28 protein-coding genes are annotated in these 22,615 nt (G+C 67.8%); 15 read left to right on the top strand and 13 right to left on the bottom strand.

The features are described from left to right. Positions 1-31 precede the first annotated feature (31 nt). The 5 genes from K0H49_RS05595 to purM all read right to left on the bottom strand — a co-directional run bounded on the left by K0H49_RS05595 (position 32) and on the right by purM (position 3,820). Positions 32-592 (bottom strand): isochorismatase family protein, encoded by a 561-nt coding sequence (locus tag K0H49_RS05595; RefSeq protein ID WP_219210118.1) that lies wholly within the window; start codon positions 590-592, stop codon positions 32-34. Positions 593-693: 101 nt separating this feature from the next. Beyond that, positions 694-1,056 (bottom strand): DUF1428 domain-containing protein, encoded by a 363-nt coding sequence (locus tag K0H49_RS05590; RefSeq protein ID WP_219210116.1) that lies wholly within the window; start codon positions 1,054-1,056, stop codon positions 694-696. A gap of 71 nt (positions 1,057-1,127) precedes the next feature. Next, positions 1,128-1,553 carry a VOC family protein gene (locus K0H49_RS05585; protein ID WP_219210115.1) on the bottom strand — a complete coding sequence of 142 codons (426 nt, stop codon included), beginning with the start codon at positions 1,551-1,553 and terminating at the stop codon, positions 1,128-1,130. Between the two features lie 136 nt (positions 1,554-1,689). Next, positions 1,690-2,751, bottom strand: coding sequence for an AI-2E family transporter (locus K0H49_RS05580; RefSeq protein WP_219210113.1), 1,062 nt, complete (start codon positions 2,749-2,751; stop codon positions 1,690-1,692). A 28-nt stretch (positions 2,752-2,779) separates the two neighbouring features. Then, positions 2,780-3,820 (bottom strand): phosphoribosylformylglycinamidine cyclo-ligase, encoded by a 1,041-nt coding sequence (gene purM / locus K0H49_RS05575; RefSeq protein ID WP_219210112.1) that lies wholly within the window; start codon positions 3,818-3,820, stop codon positions 2,780-2,782. A gap of 171 nt (positions 3,821-3,991) precedes the next feature. Between purM and hda the strand changes: the two genes are divergently transcribed. The 7 genes from hda (at position 3,992) to K0H49_RS05540 (ending at position 10,958) form a co-directional block, all read left to right on the top strand. After that, complete coding sequence (gene hda, locus K0H49_RS05570; RefSeq protein ID WP_219210111.1) at positions 3,992-4,678, top strand: DnaA regulatory inactivator Hda; 687 nt, start codon at positions 3,992-3,994, stop codon at positions 4,676-4,678. 40 nt (positions 4,679-4,718) lie between these two features. After that, entirely contained in the window at positions 4,719-6,326 is a 1,608-nt protein-coding gene (pcnB, locus tag K0H49_RS05565; RefSeq protein ID WP_219210110.1) for a polynucleotide adenylyltransferase PcnB, read from the top strand. Further along, positions 6,323-6,778 carry a 2-amino-4-hydroxy-6-hydroxymethyldihydropteridine diphosphokinase gene (gene folK, locus K0H49_RS05560; RefSeq protein ID WP_219210109.1) on the top strand — a complete coding sequence of 152 codons (456 nt, stop codon included), beginning with the start codon at positions 6,323-6,325 and terminating at the stop codon, positions 6,776-6,778. The genes pcnB and folK overlap by 4 nt, the downstream gene beginning before the upstream one ends. Before the next feature lie 206 nt (positions 6,779-6,984). Beyond that, entirely contained in the window at positions 6,985-7,974 is a 990-nt protein-coding gene (locus K0H49_RS05555) for a glycosyltransferase family 4 protein (RefSeq protein WP_219210108.1), read from the top strand. A gap of 41 nt (positions 7,975-8,015) precedes the next feature. Then, entirely contained in the window at positions 8,016-9,179 is a 1,164-nt protein-coding gene (locus K0H49_RS05550; RefSeq protein ID WP_219210107.1) for a polysaccharide deacetylase family protein, read from the top strand. A 116-nt stretch (positions 9,180-9,295) separates the two neighbouring features. Then, positions 9,296-9,940: a DUF47 domain-containing protein gene (locus K0H49_RS05545; protein ID WP_219210106.1), complete on the top strand. Its 645-nt coding sequence runs from the start codon at positions 9,296-9,298 to the stop codon at positions 9,938-9,940. 13 nt (positions 9,941-9,953) lie between these two features. Continuing rightward, positions 9,954-10,958, top strand: a complete 1,005-nt coding sequence (locus K0H49_RS05540) for an inorganic phosphate transporter (RefSeq protein WP_219210105.1) — start codon at positions 9,954-9,956, stop codon at positions 10,956-10,958. 79 nt (positions 10,959-11,037) lie between these two features. Here the strand turns inward: K0H49_RS05540 and K0H49_RS05535 are convergent, their stop codons facing one another. From K0H49_RS05535 to K0H49_RS05525, 3 genes are read right to left on the bottom strand one after another with little or no spacing between them, the layout of a single operon-like run. Then, positions 11,038-12,015, bottom strand: a complete 978-nt coding sequence (locus K0H49_RS05535) for a tripartite tricarboxylate transporter substrate-binding protein (protein ID WP_219210104.1) — start codon at positions 12,013-12,015, stop codon at positions 11,038-11,040. Between the two features lie 52 nt (positions 12,016-12,067). Continuing rightward, entirely contained in the window at positions 12,068-12,529 is a 462-nt protein-coding gene (locus K0H49_RS05530; RefSeq protein ID WP_219210103.1) for a GlcG/HbpS family heme-binding protein, read from the bottom strand. Continuing rightward, positions 12,526-12,972, bottom strand: a complete 447-nt coding sequence (locus K0H49_RS05525; RefSeq protein WP_219210102.1) for a nuclear transport factor 2 family protein — start codon at positions 12,970-12,972, stop codon at positions 12,526-12,528. Before K0H49_RS05525 ends, K0H49_RS05530 begins: the two co-directional genes overlap by 4 nt. Before the next feature lie 112 nt (positions 12,973-13,084). On the opposite strand from K0H49_RS05525, the gene K0H49_RS05520 reads away from it, so the two are divergent. Continuing rightward, the gene (locus K0H49_RS05520) at positions 13,085-13,906 is read left to right on the top strand and encodes a FadR/GntR family transcriptional regulator (protein ID WP_219210101.1); all 822 of its coding nucleotides are present in this window, start codon (positions 13,085-13,087) and stop codon (positions 13,904-13,906) included. 61 nt (positions 13,907-13,967) lie between these two features. Here the strand turns inward: K0H49_RS05520 and K0H49_RS05515 are convergent, their stop codons facing one another. Genes K0H49_RS05515 through K0H49_RS05505 form a run of 3 tightly spaced genes read right to left on the bottom strand, consistent with a single transcriptional unit; the run spans position 13,968 to position 16,325 of the window. Then, positions 13,968-14,492 (bottom strand): carboxymuconolactone decarboxylase family protein, encoded by a 525-nt coding sequence (locus K0H49_RS05515; RefSeq protein WP_219210100.1) that lies wholly within the window; start codon positions 14,490-14,492, stop codon positions 13,968-13,970. Between the two features lie 23 nt (positions 14,493-14,515). Further along, complete coding sequence (locus K0H49_RS05510) at positions 14,516-15,484, bottom strand: Bug family tripartite tricarboxylate transporter substrate binding protein (RefSeq protein ID WP_219210099.1); 969 nt, start codon at positions 15,482-15,484, stop codon at positions 14,516-14,518. A 46-nt stretch (positions 15,485-15,530) separates the two neighbouring features. Continuing rightward, positions 15,531-16,325, bottom strand: a complete 795-nt coding sequence (locus K0H49_RS05505; RefSeq protein WP_374122310.1) for an SDR family NAD(P)-dependent oxidoreductase — start codon at positions 16,323-16,325, stop codon at positions 15,531-15,533. Between the two features lie 110 nt (positions 16,326-16,435). Here K0H49_RS05505 and K0H49_RS05500 point away from each other — a divergent pair, with 110 nt between their 5' ends. Further along, entirely contained in the window at positions 16,436-17,392 is a 957-nt protein-coding gene (locus K0H49_RS05500) for a LysR family transcriptional regulator (RefSeq protein ID WP_219210098.1), read from the top strand. Between the two features lie 187 nt (positions 17,393-17,579). Then, on the top strand, positions 17,580-18,281 hold the full coding sequence (locus K0H49_RS05495; RefSeq protein WP_219210097.1) for a glutathione S-transferase family protein: 702 nt from the start codon (positions 17,580-17,582) through the stop codon (positions 18,279-18,281). Positions 18,282-18,294: 13 nt separating this feature from the next. Here K0H49_RS05495 and K0H49_RS05490 read toward each other — a convergent pair whose 3' ends face one another. Further along, a complete protein-coding gene (locus tag K0H49_RS05490) occupies positions 18,295-18,741 on the bottom strand; it encodes a TM2 domain-containing protein (protein ID WP_219210096.1) in 447 nt (148 codons plus the stop codon). 16 nt (positions 18,742-18,757) lie between these two features. After that, positions 18,758-19,282: a GNAT family N-acetyltransferase gene (locus K0H49_RS05485; protein ID WP_219210095.1), complete on the bottom strand. Its 525-nt coding sequence runs from the start codon at positions 19,280-19,282 to the stop codon at positions 18,758-18,760. A gap of 228 nt (positions 19,283-19,510) precedes the next feature. On the opposite strand from K0H49_RS05485, the gene rpsP reads away from it, so the two are divergent. The 5 genes from rpsP to K0H49_RS05460 all read left to right on the top strand — a co-directional run bounded on the left by rpsP (position 19,511) and on the right by K0H49_RS05460 (position 22,510). Next, positions 19,511-19,774, top strand: a complete 264-nt coding sequence (gene rpsP, locus K0H49_RS05480) for a 30S ribosomal protein S16 (protein ID WP_140843145.1) — start codon at positions 19,511-19,513, stop codon at positions 19,772-19,774. A 16-nt stretch (positions 19,775-19,790) separates the two neighbouring features. Next, positions 19,791-20,357 carry a ribosome maturation factor RimM gene (gene rimM / locus K0H49_RS05475; protein WP_219210094.1) on the top strand — a complete coding sequence of 189 codons (567 nt, stop codon included), beginning with the start codon at positions 19,791-19,793 and terminating at the stop codon, positions 20,355-20,357. A gap of 13 nt (positions 20,358-20,370) precedes the next feature. Beyond that, entirely contained in the window at positions 20,371-21,117 is a 747-nt protein-coding gene (gene trmD, locus K0H49_RS05470) for a tRNA (guanosine(37)-N1)-methyltransferase TrmD (RefSeq protein WP_219210093.1), read from the top strand. Between the two features lie 118 nt (positions 21,118-21,235). Beyond that, positions 21,236-21,628, top strand: a complete 393-nt coding sequence (gene rplS / locus K0H49_RS05465) for a 50S ribosomal protein L19 (protein ID WP_219210092.1) — start codon at positions 21,236-21,238, stop codon at positions 21,626-21,628. 168 nt (positions 21,629-21,796) lie between these two features. Continuing rightward, complete coding sequence (locus K0H49_RS05460; RefSeq protein WP_219213040.1) at positions 21,797-22,510, top strand: CoA pyrophosphatase; 714 nt, start codon at positions 21,797-21,799, stop codon at positions 22,508-22,510. Positions 22,511-22,615: the final 105 nt, after the last annotated feature.

The raw sequence follows: 22,615 nt of genomic DNA, 5'->3' as shown, positions 1-22,615 counted from the left end.
TCCACTCAGGCCGGGCGAACCGCGCGCAACGTCATGCGACCGCGCGTTCGAGCGCCTGCGTCACGCTGCAGACATCCGCGAAGCGGTCCTGCAGCACCGTGGCCGTGCGGGCCTTGATGTCGGCGGCGGGCAGCGGCCGGCCGTCGGGCTGCGTCATGTCGAAGGTCAGCGTGGCGTCGAGCACGTAGTCGATCTGCCAGCCGAGGTCGGACGCGTGGCGGGTGGTGGTCTCGCAGCATTGCTCGGTGCGGATGCCGCTCACGATGATCCGGCCGATGCCGTTCTGCGTGAGCCAGACGTCGAGCCCGGTGTTGACCAGCGCGCTGTGCCGGTGCTTGGTGAAGCTCGCGGCCGGCTGGAAGTCGGCCAGGCCCTCGAGCGGCCGCACATGGCCCGATGCGATGGCGAAGGGGTTGTCGCTGCGCTCCGGGCCGTCGACGTGGAACACGCGAAGGATCGGCACGCCGGCCGCGCGGCAGCCCTCGATGAGCGCGTTCTGGGCCGCCAGGTAGGGGCCGATGTCGCGTTCGGTGCTGTAGGGGCGGTGGCGGAACGACTCCTGGGCGTCGATCACTATGAGACAGGTTTTCATGGCAGGGTGCACAAGGCGTGGAGGAATGGTGCGCCCTATTCTTCAGGGCGGCAAGCCCGCCGTCCGTGCCATGCCGGACCTGTGTCGATCAATTCAGGACATCACAGCTCGACCAGCGTCTTGAAGCCGCCGAAGAACATGCGCTGGGTGTCGAAGGGCATGGCCTTCGGGTCCATCATCGACTTCAGGCGCGGATCGGCCATCACCTTGGCGTTGATCGCATCGCGCTGCTTGCGCGAGGTGTAGGCGATCCAGGAGAACACCACCACCTCGTCCTCCTGCAGCTTGACGCTCTGCGGGAAGGAGGTGCTCTTGCCCGGCTTCACGTCGTCGGCCACGCACTCGATGTATTCCAGCGCGCCGTGCTCGCGCCAGATCTTGCCGGCCTTCTGCGCCATCCGGCGATAGGCCGGCAGCTTGTCCTTGGGGACGGGAACGACGAAACCATCGACATAGCGGGCCATGGGAAGTCTCCTTGCGGGATCGGGGCAGGGGGCAAAGCGCCAGCGCGGCAGCAGCAGGTGGATCGGTGGCGTCACGCGGGCTTCGACATGCCGGCGTTGACCATCCAGGGCGTGCCGAAGCGGTCCTTGCACATGCCGAAGCGTTCGGCCCAGAAAGTCTTGGCCAGCGGCATGGTGACGGTGCCGCCTTCGGCCAGCGCGTTGAACACGCGCTCGGCCTCGGGCACCTCGTCGTAGTTGAGCGTGAGCGAGAAGCCCTTCATCGGGTCGTAGGGCTTGCCCTCCATGTCGTCGGAAGCCATCAGCGCGCCGTGATCGAAGGTCAAGCAGGCATGCATCACGCGCGCCGCCGAGGTGGCCGACAGCTTGTCGGCCTCGCCGCCGGGCATCTGAGCGTAAGTCATGACCTCGAGCTTGCCGCCGAGCACGCTCTTGTAGAAGGGCATGGCCTGGGCCGCGGTGCCGTCGAAGAAAAGGTAGGCATTGAAGGAAGACATGGACGCTCCTTGGCGGGTGGGGTGGGGGCGCGGCGCGATTTGTGTACGCCGTCCACAAAGCGTAGCAAGGCGCCGTGACGGCGTCCAGACAAGACCCGTCCGCCGTCGCGGGAACAAGGAGAGAACGAGCGAAGGCTCAGACCAGCTGCGCGGCCTGAAGCTCCTTCTTGAGGTAGGCGTAGAACAGCGGCGCCGCCACCAGGCCTGCGGGCCCGAACACCGCCTCGGCCACGAACATCACGGCCAGCAGCTCCCAGACGGCCATCTGCGTGCGGCTGCCCACCACCTTGGCGTTGATCACGTACTCGGCCTTGTGGATCAGGATCAGGAAGCCCAGGCAGGCCAGCGCCGTGACCGGCGACACCGACAGCCCGACCACCGTGATCACCACGTTGCACAGCAGGTTGCCCACGATCGGCACCAGGCCGGCGACGAAGGTCAGCGTGATCAGCGCCGGCGTGTAGGGCAGGCGCAGGTCCCACAGCGGCAGCAGGAACAGCAGGAAGATGCCGGTCAGGAAGGTGTTGAAGGCCGCGATCCAGAACTGGGCCGCGACGATCTGGCCGAAGGTCTCGCCGAACAGCGTGATGCGCCGGTGCAGCTGCTGGGCCAGCGGGCGACGGGTCAGGGCCGCGTGCGCGACGGCCGCGAGCGAGCCCACGATCAGGCCCACGTAGGCGAACAGCAGGCCGCCGAGCCAGGCGCGTCCGGTGAGCGCCAGCGCGCCGGCCTGCGCGCGCAGGTAGCCGGCGATCACGCGCTGGATCTCGGCCGCGCCCTCGGGCAGGTAGATCGCCACCTCGGGCGGCAGCTTGAGCCGCAGCTCGAGCACGGTGCGCGCGATGTAGTCGAGCAGTTCACGGTACTGCTCCGAGGCGTTGAGCACGAAGTCGCGCGCCTCGGAGAAGGCCAGCGCCATCAGCGCGATGGGTGCCAGCATGACCAGCGTGGCCGCGAGGGTGCGCGCGGTCGGCGAGGTGGGGGCGCCGATGCGCGGCACGGTCTTGACGCGCCGGCTGCGCCGCAGGCCGGCGTCGATCACGCGTGCGAACCAGCGCGTGGCCAGGAAGCCGATGCAGACGCACAGCAGGCCGGGCAGCAGGCCCTGCCACATGACCAGCAACAGGGCCGCGGCGATCAGCACGTAGCTGGCAATCACCACGGGACGGGATCGGACGGCGTCGGGGGCTTCGATCACGTGGCGGGGGCGCGTCGGTCGGGGCGGGTCAGGCGACGACGACGGCTGCGCCGGTACCGCGTTCGGCGATGGTGCCGATCTCGTGCACCGTCTCGCCCGCGGCGCGCAGCGTGGCGGCGCAGGCGGCGGCCTCGGCCGCATCGATCACCACCACCATGCCGATGCCGTTGTTGAAGGTGCGGTTCATCTCGATGTCGTCGATGCCGGCCACCTTCTGCAGCCAGGCGAACAACTCGGTCTGCGGCCAGCTGCCCTTCTTCAGGTGGGCGGCCGTGCCTTCGGGCAGCACGCGCGGGATGTTCTCCAGCAGGCCGCCGCCGGTGATGTGCGCCAGCGCCTTGATCGGGTGCTTGCCCAGCGCTTCGAGCACCGGCTTCACGTACAGGTGCGTGGGTTCCATGATGGCTTCACGGAAAGGCTTGCCGTCGAGCGTGGCGGGCAGGTCGGCACCGGCGCGCTCGATCACCTTGCGCACCAGGCTGAAACCGTTGGAATGCACGCCGCTGGAGACCAGGCCCAGCACCACGTCGCCGGGCTTGACGTCCTGGCCGGTGAGGATCTTCGACTTCTCGACCGCGCCGACCGCGAAGCCCGCCAGGTCGTATTCGCCGGCCGGGTACATGCCGGGCATCTCGGCGGTCTCGCCGCCGATCAGCGCGCAGCCCGAGAGCTCGCAGCCGCGGGCGATGCCGCCGACCACCGCAGCAGCGGTGTCGACGTCGAGCTTGCCGCAGGCGAAGTAGTCGAGGAAGAACAGCGGCTCGGCGCCCTGCACCAGCACGTCGTTGACGCTCATGGCGACCAGGTCGATGCCGACCGTGTCGTGCATCTGCCATTCGAAGGCCAGCTTGAGCTTGGTGCCCACGCCGTCGGTGCCGCTGACCAGCACGGGTTCCTTGTAGCGCTTGGGCACCTCGAACAGTGCGCCGAAACCACCGATACCGGCCAGCACGCCCTCGCGCATCGTCTTCTTGGCCAGGGGCTTGATGCGGTCGACCAGCGCATCGCCGGCATCGATGTCGACGCCGGCGTCCTTGTAGCTGAGCGGGGTGTTCGTGGTGGAGTTCATGGGCAGGCGAGGCTTGACAGACGGGGGCGGGAAGAGGGGAGGCAGGGCACCGGGGACCGGAACATCCGGGCCGATAGAATTCATGACGATTTTAAGGGCCGCCGCGTCCTTCGCCATGAACCCCTTATTTGTGCCCACCTTGCCACGGCTGCCGCCCGCTTCGCTCCAGGGATGAAGCAGCTCGTGCTCGACATCGGTCTTTCGACCGTCCCCAGTCTGTCCGGCTTCTTCGCCGGACCGAACGAGGCGGCCGTGCGTCACCTGCGTGTCTGGCTTGGCGAGGCCCATGTGCCGACCCTGCATTCCCCGGTGCCGACCTACCTGTGGGGCGAAAGTGGCAGCGGCAAGACCCACCTGCTCGAATCGGTGCACAGCGCCTTGCGCGAGCAGGGCGCGCTCGTCGGCTGGATGAGTGCAGCCACACTGCATCCGCCCGAGTTCGACGAGCGCTGGGGCGCGGTGGTGCTCGACGACGTGCACCTCTACACCGCGGTGCAGCAGCACGCGGCCTTCAACTGGTTCGTCAATGCGCAGTCCCTGCAGCGCGGCGTGGTGGCGGCCGGGGCGCTGCCGCCGGCCGACCTGGCGCTGCGCGAGGACCTGCGCACCCGGCTCGGTTGGGGCCACGTGTTCCACTTGCAGCTGCTCGACGAGGCCGAACGCCGCTCCGTGCTGCGCCAGGCGGCCGATGCGCGCGGCGTGCTGCTGAACGACGAGGTGCTGGATTACATGCTGCACCGCTTCAGCCGCGATCTGGGCAGCCTCATGGAGCTGCTCGATCATCTCGACGGCTATGCGCTGCAGACGCAGCGCGCGGTGACGATCCCGTTGATCCGATCGATGCTCGAAAACGAATGAAGCCAACTGGGGCGCCATCCCGCGCCCGGACCCTCTCCCAATGATCAAGACATTCATCGACAAACTGCTGGGCAAGTCGGCCGGCGCGGGCGCCAGCGCCAAGTCGCGCTTCGGCAAGCGGCAGGAAGTGCCGGCCAGCGTGCACGGCATCGACCCGGCGCTGGTCGACGAGCGCGCCAAGAACGTGGTCACCACGCTGCAGCAGGCCGGCTACGAGGCCTATGTGGTGGGCGGCGCGGTGCGCGACCTGCTGCTGGGCCTGCGGCCCAAGGACTTCGACGTGGCCACCAATGCCACGCCCGAGCAGGTCAAGGGCCTGTTCCGCCGCGCCTTCATCATCGGCCGGCGCTTCCGCATCGTGCACGTGGTCTACGGCCGCGGCCGCGAACACGAGGTGATCGAGGTCTCGACCTTCCGCGCCTACATGGACAACGCGGCCGCCGAGCAGGTCAAGGGCAACGAGCGCACCAGCAAGGGCGAGCTCGCGGGCATGACCCACGCGGTCGACTCCAGCGGCCGCGTGCTGCGCGACAACGTCTGGGGCCCGCAGGAGGAAGACGCGGCGCGCCGCGACTTCAGCGTGAACGCCATGTACTACGACCCGGCCAGCCAGATCGTGGTGGACTATCACAACGGCATCAAGGACGCCAAGAAGCTGGTGCTGCGCATGATCGGCGACCCGGTCACGCGCTACCGCGAAGACCCGGTGCGCATCATTCGCGCGATCCGCTTCTCCGCCAAGCTGGCCGCGCTGGGCTTCGAGATCGAACCCAAGACGGCCGCGCCGCTGATCGCCTCGAGCAAGCTGCTGGCCGACGTGCCGCAGAGCCGGCTGTTCGACGAGATGCTCAAGCTGCTGCAGACCGGCCATGCCATCGCCACCATCGCCCAGCTGCGCAAGCTGGGCCTGGCGACCGGCATCTACCCGCTGCTCGACGTGGTGGTGGAGCGTGCCGACCAGCCCTTCGTCAAGGCGGCGCTGGCCGACACCGACCGCCGCGTGGGCGAGGGCAAGCCGGTGGCGCCCAGCTTCCTGCTGGCCTGCGTGCTGTGGGCCGACGTGCGCGACGGCTGGGCCCAGCGCCTCGAGGGCCGCCACGGCCAGCGCGGCCAGCCGGCCTTCCCGGCGCTGCAGGACGCGATCGACGACGTGTTCAACACCCGCATCGGCGACGTCTCGGGTCGCGGCAAGCTCGGCGGCGACATGCGCGAGATCTGGATGATGCAGCCGCGCTTCGACAAGCGGGTGGGTTCCACGCCCTACAGCCTGGTCGAGCAGGCGCGCTTCCGCGCGGCCTTCGACTTCATGCGGCTGCGCGCCGACGTCGGCGAGGTCAGCGAGGCGATTGCCGAGTGGTGGCAGGAATTCAGCACCGCCGACGACCTGCGCCGCCAGGATCTGCTCGACCAGGTGCGCGAGGAGGCCAAGGCGCCGGTGCGCACCCGGGTACGGGCCCGTGCGCCGGTCGCATCCGATGCACCGGGCCGGCAGGAAGCGCCGGAATCCGACGCGTCCGAGGCCGAATTCGAATCCGATGCGCCGTCGGCTGTGCCGCCCGATGGCGAAGCGCCGCGCAAGCGCCGCCGCCGCCGCAAGCCCCGTCCGGCCGGCGCGGGCGAAGGCGGCTCGGGCGCTACCGACGCATGACCCTGGCCTTCGTCGCCATCGGGGCCAACCTGGGCGACGCGCAGGCCACGGTGCGCCAGGCGATGGCCGATCTCGCGGGCCTGCCGCACAGCCAGGTGACGGCCCGCTCCTCGCTCTACCGCAGCGCTCCGGTCGACGCGACCGGGCCGGACTTCATCAATGCGGTCGTGGCGGTCGAGACCGCCCTGGCGCCCGAAGCGCTGCTGGCCGCGCTCCAGCAGCTGGAGCTGCGCGCCGGGCGCGAGCGTCCCTACCGCAACGCCCCGCGCACGCTCGACCTCGACTTGCTGAGCCACGGCCACACCGTGATGCAGAGCGCAACCCTGACCTTGCCGCACCCCCGCCTGCAGGAGCGTGCCTTCGTGCTGCTGCCGCTGGCCGAGGTTGCACCCGACCGGGTCGCCGCGTCGGATCTGGCCCGGGTCGCGGACCAGGCGATCCAGCGGCTCTGAGCCGTTTTGTCGTCATGCGTGCACATCTGCACGCTTCCTTGTCTGCCGGCTCTACTGCGAAAGTTCGCAAATTGGTCAGGTAGCGTTAAGATAAGTAACCAAACCGCGCGGTCAGCAGCCAGGGCGCAGCCCTGATTGAATTATTCCTACAACAGTTGTCGAGCAGTTGCGTAACGGGGTACGAGGCAACCAGGAATAACCGTCGAATGAAGATCTTGATTTACAGCTCGGTGTTTCATCCGGCCATCGGAGGCATCGAAAACCTGACCTTGTCGCTGGCCCAGGAATTCCAGAAGTCCGGGCACGAGGTCAAGGTGGTCACCGAGCAGGTCCAGAAGAAGAACGCCCCGCTGCAGGGCATCGAAGTCGTGCACGCCTCCAGCAAATGGGCGCAGCTGAAGCTTTTCTTCTGGAGCGACGTGGTCTACATGCCCAACATCACGCTCAAGGGCATGTGGCTGTTCCTGTTCAATCCGTTCAAGAAATGGGTCGTCTCGCACAACGACTTCCACCTGACCGAGTCCGGCGACCTGAAGACGCGGCTGAAGAAGCTCGTGATCAAGGCCGCGGGGACCAACATCGCCGTCAGCCACAGCGTGGCGCGCGCCTTGAACGTCGATTCGACGGTCGTCTACAACTGCTACAAGGACGACGTGTTCCGGCTCTATCCCGAGGAGCCCCGCACCATCGACTTCCTGTTCGTGGGCCGGCTGGTCTCGCAGAAGGGCTGCGAGTTGCTGATCGAGGCCTGCAGCCGGCTGCGCCGCCCGTTCCGGCTGAACATCGTCGGGCACGGCTTCGAATACGACGCGCTGAACGCCAAGGTCAAGCGCCTGGGCCTGGGCGATTGCGTCGGGTTCCTGGGCTTCATGCGGGACGAGGAACTGGCCCGCACCATGAACCGCCACCGCGTGATGATCGTGCCGTCGACGGGCCCGGAAGGTTTCGGCATCGTCGCGCTCGAGGGCCTGGCGTGCGGCTGCAGGATGGTGGTGGCCGATGCGGGCGGGTTGTCGGAAGCGGTCGATGGATTCGGCGAGGTCTTTCCCATGGGCGACGTCGATGCGCTCACCGCGCTCCTGCAGCGTGCCCTCGATGAACGCGACGGCGATCCGATGTCGAACGCCAGGGTGGCGTATCTGCGCGATCGTTCCACTCGGAACGTGGCTCAGAAGTACCTGAACCTGTTCGCCTGAGCGCCGCCGTCTTCCTTGCCGACCACCCTGGACAAGAAAACATGTTTGCGCTGAAGAACATCGAGGACATCCGCCTGCCCGACAAGACGCTGTGCCTCACCTACGACGACGGGCCCGGACCCGACAGTGCCGAGATCGGACGCTTCCTCAGGGAGCGGGGCGTACGCGCGACTTTCTTTGTGGTGGGGAAGTACGCGGTCGAGCACCCGGACATCCTCGACCGGCTGCACGCCGACGGCCATCTGATCGGCAATCACACCTACGAGCATCCCGACCTGCCGTACTACGTCTCGGTGAACGGCGACGTGCGCGACCAGATCATCCGCACCAACACCGTCATCCAGAAGTACAACGAGGGCAAGCCGATCTATTTCCGGGCCACCTACGGCAAATGGTCGCCCGAGGTCGCGAAGGAACTCAACGTCGACATCCGAAGTTCGTTCCGGCACGTGGGCCCGGTCTACTGGGACATCGCGGGCATCGACTGCCACTTCTGGCGCCTGGGCAAGTCGGTCGAGGAAACCGCCGAGGCCTACCTGGCGGACATCGCGTCGAAGGGCCGGGGGGTGGTCGTCATGCACGACGGCTCGGCCGACATGGACACGGTGGCGGCCAAGAACCGCACGCTGGCGCTGACCTTGAACCTCATCCCGCGGCTGCAGGCACTGGGCTATCGCTTCGTCGGCCTCGACGAGATCGACGACCCGCAATTGACCGCGCCCGCGCATGACACCTTCGGCCTCAAGGGGCACAACGGCCGCTTCCTGCAGTACGAGGATGCAGCTGCGGCCACGCTGAGTTGGTCGGGCGGCCAGGCCGGCGGCGGCGGCAGCCAGTTCGCGATGGAGCAACGGGGCCGTGGCAAGGTGGCGATTCGCACGGCCCAGGGCCGCTACCTGCGCGTTGACCCGGATGTCGACGAAACGGTGCGCCTCAGCGAGGAGGCCGACGTCTTCGCGCTGTTCGACAGCATTCCGGTCAACGCGTCGCAACTGATGCTGCGCTCCCACAACGGCAACTACCTGGCGGCGCAGACTCCGCGCGGTGGCCTGTTGCAGGCGAACGCGCCCTTCATGCGGCAGGCCTGGCGCATCGACTACGTGCCGGGAACGCACGCCCACCACCGGCCAGTGAGCCTGGCGCGCAGGTTGCAAAACCTCAAGAAGGCCGCGCTGTTCGTCAAATCGAAGGTGCTTCAGTCCTGAGTCTGCGGCGTGCCCGCCACACCGCGCGGTGTGCGGCGCAGCACGGCCCCTTACACTCCCGGGTGTCACGAAATCGTCATCACGATGACATCCGTATTGTTTAAGGAGCCAACGTCATGTTCGGCAAGCTGCTGCCCCGAGAGGGCAATTTTTTTGAGATGTTCAACCAGCACGCCGATCGCATCGTGGAGGCGGCGCGTGCATTCGAGAACCTGGTCACCAACTACAACGACGTGCATCTGCGCGAGCAGTACAACCGCGACGTCGACAACGCCGAGCGCGCGGCCGACCGCGTCACGCACGACGTCAACCGGCTGATCCACAAGACCTTCATCACGCCCATCGACCGCGAGCAGATCCACAAGCTCATCAACACGATGGACGACGTGGCCGACCTGATCCAGGACTCGGCCGAGACCATGGCGCTGTACGACGTGCGCCACATGACCGAGGAGATCGTTCGCCTCACCGCGCTGAGCGTGAAGTGCTGCGACCGCCTCAAGGACGCCGTCAAGTGCCTGGGCAAGATCGCCGACCCGACGGTGGCCGAGGCGGTGCTCAAGACCTGCGAGGAAATCGACCGCCTCGAGTCGGATGCCGACCGCGTGATGCGCAGCGCCATGAGCAAGCTGTTCCGCGAAGAGCCCGATGTGCGCGAGGTGATCAAGCTCAAGGCCATCTACGAGCTGCTCGAGACCATCACCGACAAGTGCGAGGACGTCGCCAACGTGATCGAGGGCATCGTCCTCGAGAACTCCTGAAGCGCGGGGGCTCATGGCAACCGTACAGGTAGGCCTGTGGGTCGTGGTGCTGCTGGTGCTGCTGGCCATCGCCTTCGACTTCATGAACGGCTTCCACGATGCGGCGAACTCGATCGCCACCGTGGTCTCGACAGGGGTGCTCAAGCCCGCGCAGGCGGTGGCTTTCGCAGCCTTCTTCAATCTGCTGGCGATCTTCGTCTTCCACCTGAGCGTGGCGGCAACCGTGGGCAAGGGCATCGTGCAGCCGGGCATCGTCGACGTGCACGTGGTGTTCGGCGCGCTCATCGGTGCGATCACCTGGAACCTGGTGACCTGGTACTACGGCATTCCCAGCAGCTCCTCGCATGCGCTGATCGGCGGCATCGTGGGGGCGGTGATCGCCAAGTCCGGCGCCAGCGCGCTGGTGGCCGGCGGCATCTGGAAGACCGTGGCCTTCATCTTCGTGTCGCCGCTGCTGGGCTTCCTGCTCGGCTCGATCATGATGGTGGTGGTGGCCTGGGTCTGCCGGCGCGCCACGCCTTCGCGTGTGGACCGGTGGTTCCGCCGGCTGCAACTGGTGTCTGCCGGTGCCTACAGCCTGGGCCACGGCGGCAACGACGCGCAGAAGACCATCGGCATCATCTGGATGCTGCTGATCGCCACCGGCCATTCGGCCGTCGACGCGCCCCCCACCTGGACCATCATCAGCTGCTACGCGGCGATCGCGCTGGGCACCATGTTCGGCGGCTGGCGCATCGTGAAGACCATGGGCCAGAAGATCACCAAGCTCAAACCCGTGGGCGGCTTCTGCGCCGAGACCGGCGGTGCGCTGACGCTGTTCCTGGCCACCGCGATGGGCATTCCGGTGTCGACCACCCACACCATCACCGGCGCCATCGTCGGCGTGGGCTCGGTGCAGCGCGCGAGCGCGGTGCGCTGGGGCGTGGCGGGCAACATCGTCTGGGCCTGGATCTTCACGATCCCGGCGGCGGCCTTCGTGGCGGCCATTGCCTACTGGGTGAGCCTGCAGATCTTTTGATCCCACCGCAGCGGGGCGCCGACGGGCGCCCTGGCGGCCTGCGCGCATGCCGTTGCCGCGCTGGCGCCGGGCCTCTTCGTCACTCCATGGCGGTGTAGCCGACCTGCTTGACCACCGCGCCCCAACGTTCGGTGTCCGCCTTCAGCAGCGCCGCGAAGGCGGCCATGGGCATCGACTTCGGCTCCATCCCGATCACCGCCAGCATCTCGGCCGCTGCGGGTTGCACGAGCGCGGCGACGACGCGCGCATGCAGTTCCTGCGCCACGGCGTCGGGCGTGGCCGCCGGTGCGAACAGCCCGAACCAGGTCGAGGACTCGATCCCCTGCAGCCCCTGTTCCCTGAAGCTGGGCACGTTGGGCGTGAAGCGTGAACGCTTGGCCTCGGAAGTGCCCAGCAGACGGAGCTTGCCGCCACTGGCCAGCGGCATCAGGTCGGTCAGCACGCCGATGCACGCGGCGATCTGGCCGCCCGCCACGTCCTGCGCGGCGAGGTTGGCGCCCCGGTAGGGCACATGCGTCAGCTCGATCTGCGCGGTGCGGGCGAACATCACGCCGGTGAAATGCAGGGTCGAGCCGGCGCCCGAGGTGCCGAACGCCGCCTGCCCCGGATGGGCCTTGCACCAACGTGCGAAGTCGCTCATGTTGCGCACGTCCGCCGGTACCATCGGGCCGACCGCCAGCGCGATCGGCACCGTGCACAAGGTGGTGATGGGGCGAAAGTCGGTCAGCGGTGCATACGGCAGGTTGCGGTACACATGCGGGTACAGCACCATGATCGCATCGGGCGTCGCGAGCAGCGTGCGCCCGTCCGCCGCGGCGCGCTTGACGTATTCGGCCGCGAGCCGGCCGCCGGCGCCAGTGCGGTTGTCCACGACGTAGTTGATCGCGTTTTGTGTGAGCTGGTTGGCCGCCAGGCGGGCGACGCTGTCGCCCGAAGACCCGGGCGGGAAGCCACTGACCACACGGCCGAAGTTGGCGGTCTGGGCGCGGCCCGCGGACATCGTCAATGCGCCCAGGGCCGCAGCGGTGGTGGCGGCAAAGCGCCGTCGGTTCAGCATGGTGTTGTCTCCTTGTGTGGTGTTTGTTTTTTTGCGTCGGCTCGGTCCGGACTCAGCCGGGGTCGCCGTGCCATCCAGCCGCGTCGATGCCGGCGAGCGCGCAGTGTTCGTCCTGGTCTGGCAGGTCGCCGCTGATGCCCACCGCGCCGACGATGTCGCTTTGCGCATTGCGCACCAGCACGCCCCCGGCCACGGGCAGCATGCGGCCGTCGGAGGCGGCGGCCAGCGCCGTGTAGAAGCCCGGATGGGCCTGGGCACGCTCGGCGAGGGCGCGGCCGCCCATGCCCATGCCCAGCGCGCCCCAGGCCTTGCCGATCGCGATCTGGGGCCGCAGGATGCCGCAGCCGTCCTCGCGCACGAAGGCCAGCAGATGGCCGCCGGCATCGAGGACCGCCACCGTGAGGGGCTTGAGCTGCAGCCGCCGGCCTTGGGCCAGCGCGACCTCGGCGATCCGCGAGGCGGAGGCCAGGTCCAGGCGGTGCGACGAATGCACAGGGGTGGGGGCGGTGCTCATGCCGCGAAGCCGAGGGCACGCGCCACGTTGCGCGTCGCGAAGCGCCAATGGCCGTCGGCGTCCTTGCCGAAGGTGTCGGCCATGTCGTTCACCCGGACCTGCATGGCTTGGTCGGCGCCGGGCTGTTCGTAAGTGACCTGGATGGCGGTGGTGACGACCTGCGACGGCTGGGCGCGCTCGATGCGCAGGTTCGACCAGACATGGCGCGTGCGGCGCCCAGGCTGTGCTGCGCGGCGCCGGCAATCGTCGGCGATGGCCTGCCGGCCGTTGAGGTCGAGGCCCCCGACGTGCAGCGCGCCGTCGGGCAGGAACAGTTCGGCCAGCGCCGAAGCGTCGCCGCGGTCGGCATGCCAGGCGAAGTCGCTCAGGAGCCGTTCGATGGCGGCTTGGTCGGCGATGGGGAGCGCGGCGGTTACAGCCGGCTGTTGTGAGGAGGGTGGCATGGCTTGTTGTGACGGTTGCGGCATAGGATCGGGTGGACGTTTACCTGAGTGATTCAATCTAAAGTCACCAGGTGACTTAGTAAAATGTAGCCAACGAAAACAAAGAAGTCAAATGAGCGAAACGCCTTCGGCCGCCCTGGTGCCATGGATACCCCGACGCATCGAGCGCGGCAATGCCGCCGATCAAATCCTGCAGGAGCTGCGGGAGCGCATCCTGTGCGGCGCCTTCGCGCGCGGTGCGCGCCTGCCCACCGAGAAGCAGCTCGCCACCGGCTATGGCGTGAGTGGCGCGACTGTGCGCGAGGCCGTGCGCGGCCTGACCACCCTGGGCTTGATCGAGGTGCGGCACGGCAGTGGGGCTTATGTGACGGCACGCCCCGATCAGTTGCTCTCGGCGCCCCTGCATTCGGTGATCGAACTCGAGCAGGTCGGCATCACGGAGATCTTTGGCGTGTTGGGTGCGCTCAACGCGCATGCCGCCGAAGTCGCGGCGCGCGATGCCACGGATGCCGACATCACCGCCATGCGCGAGGCACTCGCAGCCATCGAAGCGGCCACGGACCGTGACGGCGTGTCGCAAGGGCTGGCCGCTTTTCTGGATGCACTCGCCCTGGCTTCGGGCAACCCCCTGCTGGTGGTCCTGTGCCGCTTCCTGTCGCGCATCCAGATCGACATCGCGCGCGAGCATTCGGGCGAGAGCTTGAAGGACTGGCGCCGCACCGTGCGCAAGCTGGCGGCCGAGCGGGCACTGCTGGTCGATGCCATCGCGGCACGCACGCCGGAAGCCGCTGCGGCCGCCGCTCGCGCGTACCACGCGCAGGCGCTGGCGGTCATCGGCGCGTTGCCACGTTCGTCCAGCGTGCGCATCCAGGATCCGATGCTGGCGCGTCTGTTCCAGACCGCGCACCAGGGGCTTCGTCCCAGAGCGCTGTGAGGTGGGGAGGGGCCGTTTCCACCGCGCAAGGCTTCAGCCCTTGCGCGGTGGAGGCCGCCACTCAGCGGTGGTCGGTCGAATGGATCTGCAGCGCCTCGAGGAAGCGCGAAACCATGTTGTAGGCCGCCACGGTCGCGGTCAGTTCCACGAGCTGCTGCGATTCGAAGACCTGGGCCACGCTGGCGAAGACCGCATCGTCGACCTGCACGTTGCGGGTCATGGCGTCGGTGTAGGCCAGCACCGCGCGCTCGGTGGCGTTGAACAGCGGGCTGTCGGCCCAGTGCTCCAGCGCGTCCAGCTTCTCCGCGGACACGCCTTCCTTGCGCGCGATCGGGATGTGCTGGTCGGCTTCGTAAGGCGCGCGGTTGATCTGCGCCACGCGGATGATGACCATCTCGCGGATCGCGCCGGACAGCGTCGACTGCTGCCGGATGGCCGTCAGGTAGCCCAGCCAGCCCTGCGCCACGGGCGGGCTGTGCAGCAGCATTTGATAAAGGTGGAGGATGCTGCCGCGCTCGGCCACGATGCGCTGGGCCAGCGGGCGCGTGGCCTCGTTGTCGGTGTCGGCGTAGGGGATGCGTGCCATGGGGAGTCTTTCGGGGGAGGGCGTCAATCTGCCAGAACGATCTTGCGTTTCACCAGGTCGGCCATGATGTCCGAGTCCTTGCGCACGCGCGTGGCGAAGACTTCAGGGCTGCTGTTGACGATGTCGAAGGCGTTGTCGGCGAAGCGGCGTTCCACCTGCGGGTCGTGCATCACGTCGTGGACCGCCTTGAGGATCTTCTCGCGCACCGGTGCGGGCAGTCCCTTGGGGCCGACCAGGCCGATCCAGGTCGGAAACTCGAAGCCGGGAATCGATTCGTTCATCGCCGGCACCTCGGGCAGTTGCTTGGAGCGGCCCGGCGAGCTGACCGCGATGGCCTTGACCTTGCCGGCCTTGACGTGCGGCAGCATCACCGACAGGCCCGCAAAGGCGAAGTCGATGTGCCCGCCGAGCAGGTCGGTCAGCAGCGGCGCGGCACCCTTGTAGGGCACGTGCGTGGTCTGCAGCTGCTTGATGATCGAGAGCTGGGCGCTGTTCACATGCCCGGCCGACGCGGTGCCCGCCGAGCCATACGCGGTGCCCGGGTGGGCCTTCACATAGCTCACGAACTCCTCGATGGTCTTGGGCGGCAGGTCGTTGCGCGTGACCAGGATCTGCGGCGTGGTCACCAGCAAACTCAAGTAATCGAAGTCCTTGAAGGTGTCGAAGGACAGGTTCTTGACGATGTGGTGGTTCACCGCCTGCGAGTCGAGTGCCAGCATCAGCGTGTAGCCGTCGGGCTTGGCGCGGTAGAGCTCGCCCGCGCCCAGCGTGCCGCTGGCACCCGGCTTGTTCTCCACCACGATGGCCTGCCCGAGCCGCTCGCCCAGCGCATTGCTGATGGTGCGAGCGGTCTGGTCCACGGCACCGCCCGGTGCGAAGGGCACGATCAGGCGGATCGGCTGGCTGGGGTAGGGCGCCTGCGCCCAGCCCGTGAGCGGCGCGGCCAGGGAGGCGGCCACGGCGCCGGCGATGAGCAGTCTGCGATGGATCATGTGTTGTCTCTCTTGAATCTTGTTCTGGGTGGGGCGGCGTCGTCGCTCAGCGTGTGGCGGCGACCAGGCCGCCGTCCACCACGATCTCGGTGCCGGTGATGTAGCGGCTCTCGTCGGCGGCGAGGAACAGCGTGGCGTGGGCCGTGTCCCAGCCGGTGCCCATGTGCTTCATCGGCACCTGGTTGTTGCGGTGCGCGGCGAAGCCCTCGGCGTCGCCCTGGGCGTACTTGGCGGCCAGGCCCTCGAACAGCGGCGTGTGCATCAGGCCCGGCACCACGCAGTTCATCCGGATGCGCTCGGGCGCATGGATCACCGCGCTGGTGCGGGTGAAGTGCATCAGCGCCGCCTTGGCCGCGGCGTAGCCGACCTGTGGCTTGCCGACGTAACGCAGGCCGGCCACCGAGGAGATGCTGACGATCGAGCCGCCGCCCTGGCGCTGCATGTGCGGGATCACATGCTTGCACGCGAGGAACGCGCCCTTGAGGTTGACCTGGAACTGCGCGTCCCATACCTCTTCGTCCATGTCGACCGGCCCGCCCGGCTGCGACACGCCCACGTTGTTGACCAGGATGTCGATGCGGCCGAAGCGCGCGATGCATTCGGCCACCGCTTGCGCCACCTGGTCCGAGCGGGTGGCATCGCAGCGCTGCACCACGCCTTCGTGGCCCTCGGCTTCGATGATGTCGAGCGTGGCCTGCGCGGCCTCCAGCTTCAGGTCGGTGCCGAACACCCGCGCGCCCTGGCGCGCGAACAGCACCGCGGTGGCGCGCCCATTGCCCCAGCCCTCGGCCACGGCCCCGCAGCCCATGACCAGGGCCACCTTGTTCTTCAGATCCAGCACGTCGTCTCCTTGTCGGTCCGCAGGGCGGCATTGCCCCGCACTGGGCCATCCTAGGGAGCCGGAATTGATCTGTGAAATTCTTTCGATCTATGGATTGATAGACTGGAGGAATGAATGTCTCCCCCCGGCAGCTGCGTATGTTCCTGGCGCTCACGGCCTCGCTGAACTTCAGCCGTACCGCGGAGCAGTTCTTCGTCACCCAGCCCTCGCTGAGCAAGGCCATCCGCGATCTCGAGGAAGAGCTGGGCCTGCGCCTGTTCGAGCGCAGCACGCGCAGCGTCAAGCTGACCGAGAGCGGGGAGCGGCTGGCGGCGCTCGCGCGTGGCGTGATCGGGGAATTCGATGCGGGGCTGGAGCGCCTGCGCACCAGCGCCGAGCGCGCGTCGAAGCAGCTGGCCATCGCGTCGCTGCCCTCGCTGGCCAACGTGCTGCTGCCGGCCGCCTGCAGCGCGCTCGAGGCGCGCTATGTGGATCCGCAGATCACCATCCACGACTGCTCCAACGGCGCGTCGATCCAGCGCCTGATCAACGGCCAGGTCGACTTCTCGATCGCCTCGGTGGCGCCGTCGCATCCCGACGTGCACTACGAGGAGATCCTGCGCGACCGCTTCGTGCTGCTGTCGTCGGCGCGCTGGCATGCGCGGGTGGCCGAGCGCATGCGCCTCGACGACATGGTCGACCTGCCGCTGATCAGCATGACCGATTCCAGCACCGCCATGCGCTACATGAGCGCGGCCTACCTGCAGCGCGGCGTCGAGTTCCGCCCGAAGATGCAGTTCGACCAGGTCGGCACCATCGCGGGCTTCGTGAAGCAGGGCCTGGGCATCGCGGTGCTGCCCTATCTGGGCACGACGCCGTTGCTCACCTTGCGCGGCCTGCGGGTCAGCGAGATCGTCGACGGGCCGGTGCGCTCCGTGGGCATCGTCACGCGGCGTGCCGGCACGTCGACGGCGATCGCGCAGCAGGCGATGCAGGAGGTGCGCACCGTGGCGGGCGCGCTGATCGAGCGGCAGTCCGAGTGGGTGCTGCCGCCATCGACGCGCCGCCTGCGCCCCAAGTCGCCGTGAGGGCGCTCTGCCGGCGGCCCTCCTTGCACGCGGCAGGGCTGCGCACCACGGGCCGCACTTGCGGCGTCCGGTGCCTTGCCGTAGAGTGAGATGCCGGTCGGCGGGGTGGTCGAGGGGCGCACGGAAACCGCCCGCTGGCCGGGATGCACATGCACTCGCATTGCCACATGCCTTTGGAGGAGATCGCATGATCACCGTCACCGCCATGAAGTGGGCCCCGCCGTTCGCGTCCGGCCAGGTGCGCGACCACCGCGTTCGCTGGATCCTGAACGAGGTCGGCTGGCCCTACGAGGTCCGGCTGGTCGATGCACCGACGATGAAGTCGCCGCCTTACCTGGGCGGCCTGCAGCCCTTCGGACAGCTGCCCGTGCTCGAAGAGGAAGGCCGACCGCCGATGTTCGAGAGCGGCGCCATCGTGCTCGACGTTGCCATGCGCTCCGGACGCTGCATCGGTGGCGAAGGAACGCCCGAGCGTGCAGCCGCCATCCAATGGGTGGTCGCCGGACTGAACTCCGTCGAGCCTTACCTCTTCAACGTCGCGGAGGTCGAGTACTTCATGGCGGACGAGGCCGCGAAGGCCGCCAGGAAACCCGTCGTCGTGGCGCTTGCGAAAGAGCGCCTTGTGCTGCTCGACAAGGCGCGCAACGGACGCGATTGGTTCGTCGGTGACGCGTTCACGGTCGCCGACCTCATGTTCGCCTCGATCCTCAAGATCGCCCACAGGCTCGACCTGTTGGACGGGTTGCCGGCGCTGGCCGCATGGCAGCAGTCGATCCTGGCCCGCCCGGCGCACGCCAAGGCCGAGCAGGACCAGATGGCAGAAATTGCCCGCCACTCGGCCGCCGACATGCGCTACGACGCGCTGCCTCGGAAGGCGTCGGGCCGATGAGCCTCGCCGAGCGCTACTGTGAAATCTTCCGGCCTTCTTCGACCTGGTGCTCGAAGTAGCGCTGGAAGCTGAAGGCGATGCTGGCCATCAGCACGGTGCTGCCGATCAGCAGCGAAAAGACCACCGCGCCGATCGTGATCCAGCCGGTGCGACCGGGCACAGCGTCGGTCGGTGCCGAGGCATTGAAGCGCGCGTTCCACTTCTCCGGCGTCGTCAGGCCGTAGACGATGGCCGTGAGCGCGCAGCCGGCGATGGTGAAGCCCAGCAGCGGCACCAGCGCCCAGCTCAGGCCGTCGTCCAGGCCGTACATGCGCGCCCGCTCGATGCCGTAGAGGCCCAGCGCGGTCGGGATCGGCAGCAGCCAGCCCAGGGTGTCGCCCAGCCCGTGCAGGTAGAAGCGGTGCAGGCCGAAGGGCCCGCCCAGGAAGGCGAGCCATGCGGCCAGGGTCTTGTTCTTCATTCGGTCTTTCTTCTCTTCATTCAGGCGCGGTGCTGCTGCCCACGCCAAGCGACTTTTCCATCAGCACCACGTCGAGCCAGCGGCCGAACTTCCAGCCGCAGTCCTTGAGCACGCCCACATGGGTGAAGCCCTGCGCGCGGTGCACGCCGACCGACCCGGCATTGGCCGAATCGCCGATCACCGCGATCAGCTTGCGCACGCCCGCGGCTTCCGCGGCTTGCGACAGCGCGGTCAGCAGCTGCGAGCCGACCCGCTGGCCGCGCGCGGCCTCGGCCAGGTAGATCGAGTCCTCGGCGGAGAAGCGGTAGGCGGGGCGCGGCTTGAACCAGTTGCAGTAGGCGAAGCCGAGCACTTCGCCGTCGCGTTCGGCCACCAGGTAGGGCAGGCCCTTGGCCAGCACGTCGGCGCGGCGTGCGGCCATGTCGGCCTCGCTCGGGGCGTCGGTCTCGAAGGTGCCGGTGCCGGTGAGCACGTGGTGGGCGTAGATGGCGGCGATGGCGGCGACGTCTTCATCGCGGCTGGGGCGGAGGATCAGGGTCATGGGGAGGCGCAGGCGTTGCGCAGACGGGACTGGAAGGGGGAAAGCATACGCAAAAGCACCTGACTGGGGCCTATCGGCACAGATAACAGTCGGCAAAAAAAGCCTGCGCGCTATAATCGTGGGCTATTCAGCGTGTCGCTGGCCGGGTGGCCATGTCGCGTGTCTCGACGCTGGAAGAACTCTGTGGGCGGCCCTTTCGGGTTTGCTGCACCACCCGAAGGATAAATCATGGTCGTCATTCGACTCTCCCGCGGCGGCTCCAAGGGCCGTCCGTTCTTCAACATCGTCGTGTCGGACAAGCGCGTTCGTCGCGATGGCCGCTTCATCGAGCGTCTGGGTTTCTACAACCCGACCGCGAAGGAAAACGAAGAAAGCATCCGTATCGCTCAGGACCGCCTGACGTACTGGAAGAGCGTTGGCGCCCAAGCGTCGCCGACGGTCGACCGCCTGATCAAGCAAGCTGCTGCAGCTGCTCCCAAGGCTGCGGCCTAAGCTGTCAGCCAAGGCGATGCTGCCCACACTCGAAGCCGCCGAACTGCCGGCGGATGCGGTCGAGGTCGGACGCATCGCCGATGCCTGGGGCATCAAGGGCTGGTTCAAGGTCCTGCCCCACAGCGCCCAGCCTGAGGCGCTCTTCTCTTCGAAGCGCTGGTTCATCCAGCCTTCCGGCCCGGTGAATGCGCCTGCGCGCACCGGTGCCTTCCGGCTCGCCATCCGCGAGGCCAAGGAACATTCCGACTGCATCGTCGCGACTTCGCCCGACGTGCCCGACCGCAATGCGGCCGAGGCGCTGCGCGGCGCGCGCGTGTTCGTCCCGCGTTCGAGCTTCCCCTCGGCCGGTGACGACGAGTACTACTGGGTCGACCTGCTCGGCCTGAACGTGGTCAACCGCGAAGGCGTGGCGCTGGGCACGGTGCGCGAACTGCTCTCGGGCGGATCGCAGACCACGCTGGTGCTCGAGTACGAGCAAGACGGCAAGCCCGTCGAGCGCATGGTGCCTTTCGTCTCCGCCTTCGTCGACAAGGTCGACCTGGCGGGTCGTCTGATCACGGTCGACTGGCAGCCCGACTACTGAGTGCGTCGTCGCCATGCGCTTCGACATCCTCACGCTGTTTCCCGAACTGTTCGCGCCGCTGCTCGCCAGCGGCGTGACGCGGCGCGCCTACGAATCCAGGCAGGTCGAGGTGGTGTTCTGGAACCCGCGCGACTTCGCCGAAGGCAACTACCGCCGTGTCGACGACCGCCCCTTCGGTGGCGGCCCGGGCATGGTGATGATGGCCGAGCCTTTGTCGGCCTGCCTCGATGCGGCGCTGGCCGCGCGCGCCGCGCCGGCACCGGTGGTGCTGTTCTCGCCCATCGGCGAGACGCTGCGCCACGCGGCCGTCGAGACCTGGGCGGCGGGCGAGGGCGCGGTGCTGGTGTGCGGGCGCTACGAAGGCATCGACCAGCGCTTCATCGACGCCCGCGTCACCCACCAGATCAGCCTGGGCGACTTCGTGCTCTCCGGTGGCGAGATCGCCGCGATGGCGCTGCTCGATGCGGTCACGCGGCTGCAGCCGGGCGTGCTGGGCGACCAGGCCAGCCATGTGCAGGACAGCTTCAATCCCGCGCTCGACGGCCTGCTCGACTGCCCCCACTACACGCGGCCCGAGCACTGGAACGGCCAGGCCGTGCCGGCCCCGCTGATGTCGGGTCACCATGTGCAGATCGAGCGCTGGCGGCGCGACCAGCGGCTGGCCATCTCGGCGGCGCGGCGCCCGGAGCTGGTCGAGGCGGCGCGCGCCGCGGGCCGCCTGACCAAGGCCGATTTGGCGACGCTGCAAAAAAAGCTATAATCCGCGGTTCCCCGATCCTCTGTCTGGCCGCGCTTCGGTATTCGTCCGGTTCCTTCGTGAATCCGCGACAGCCAAAAGCGCCTTTTGTGCAGCCCACACGATCGACTATCAGGAAATCATGAACCTCATCGAAACCCTCGAGCAGGAAGAGATTGCCCGCCTCGGCAAGACCATTCCTTCCTTCATGCCCGGTGACACGGTCATCGTCAGCGTCAACGTCGTCGAAGGCAGCCGCAAGCGCGTGCAGGCCTACGAAGGCGTCGTGATCGCCAAGCGCAATCGCGGCCTCAACAGCGGCTTCACGGTGCGCAAGATCTCCAGCGGCGAAGGCGTGGAACGTACGTTCCAGACCTACAGCCCGTTGATCGCCGGCATCGAAGTCAAGCGCCGCGGCGACGTCCGTCGTGCCAAGCTGTACTACCTGCGCGAGCGCAGCGGTCGTTCGGCACGCATCAAGGAAAAGCTGCCGGGCAAGCGCGTCAAGCAGGCAGCCGAAGTCGCCGCTCAATAAGCTGCGTCCTTGCCGTGAAAAAAGCCGCCATTCCTGGCGGCTTTTTGCATTGGCGCGCTGCTTGCGTGTGCTGCATGCCCTATGTTCTCAGGCGGCTGTCGCCGCCTGGCCTCTTCTTTCGTTCGCATCCTCTCCCGGAGATCCTTCTTGACCCCCCGCTCTGCCGCCATGGACGCCCCGGCTTCCGTCGAACCGATCAACGCCGTCTCGCTCGCATCCTTCGAGCCGCGCGACGTGCCGGTGATCCGCGTCGACAGCGATCTGCCGGCAGTGGCGGCGGACCAGCTCACGACGCGTGCGCTGCGCGCGCGTTTCGCGCGCCCGCCGGTCTGGGAGCCCGAGCTGCGTCGCGAGCCCCGCATGGGCAACCGGCAGCCCGCACAGGCGGCCGTGCTGGTGCCGATCGTGATGCGCGAGAAAGAGCCCATGGTGCTGCTGACCGAGCGTGCGACGCAGATGTCCACGCACTCGGGCCAGGTGGCCTTCCCGGGTGGCCGGCTCGATCCGGAAGATGCCAACATCGCGGCTGCCGCGCTGCGCGAGGCCTGGGAAGAGGTGGGTCTGTCGGCCGACTACATCGAGGTGCTGGGCAGCCTGCCGACCTACACCACCGTCACCTCCTTCATCGTCACGCCGGTGATCGCGCTGGTGCAGCCGGGCTTTGCGCTCACGCTGAGCCCGTCGGAGGTGGCCGATGCCTTCGAGGTGCCGCTGTCGCACCTGATGAACCCGGCCAACCATCGGCGCCATGAGATGGTGGGCGAAGGCCTGAATGCACGCCAATGGTTCTCGATGCCCTACCAGGACGGTGCGCGGGAGCGCTTCGTCTGGGGCGCGACAGCGGGCATGCTGCGCAATCTCTATCGCTTCCTCGTCGCTTGAGCTCGGGGAGCGCAACAAGCCTTCAGAACGCGTGAAGGAACCGTCGCGAGCGCCCCGAGCCTGCCAAGGCTGAGTTCGGGAGCGGCGCCGCACTCGCGTGCGGTG

The organism is Variovorax boronicumulans, from assembly GCF_019352895.1.
Classification (GTDB): Bacteria; Pseudomonadota; Gammaproteobacteria; order Burkholderiales; family Burkholderiaceae_C; genus Variovorax; species Variovorax boronicumulans_A.
The sequence above is the reverse complement of the archived record's forward strand: the minus strand, read 5'-3'. Positions and strand labels throughout refer to the sequence as shown.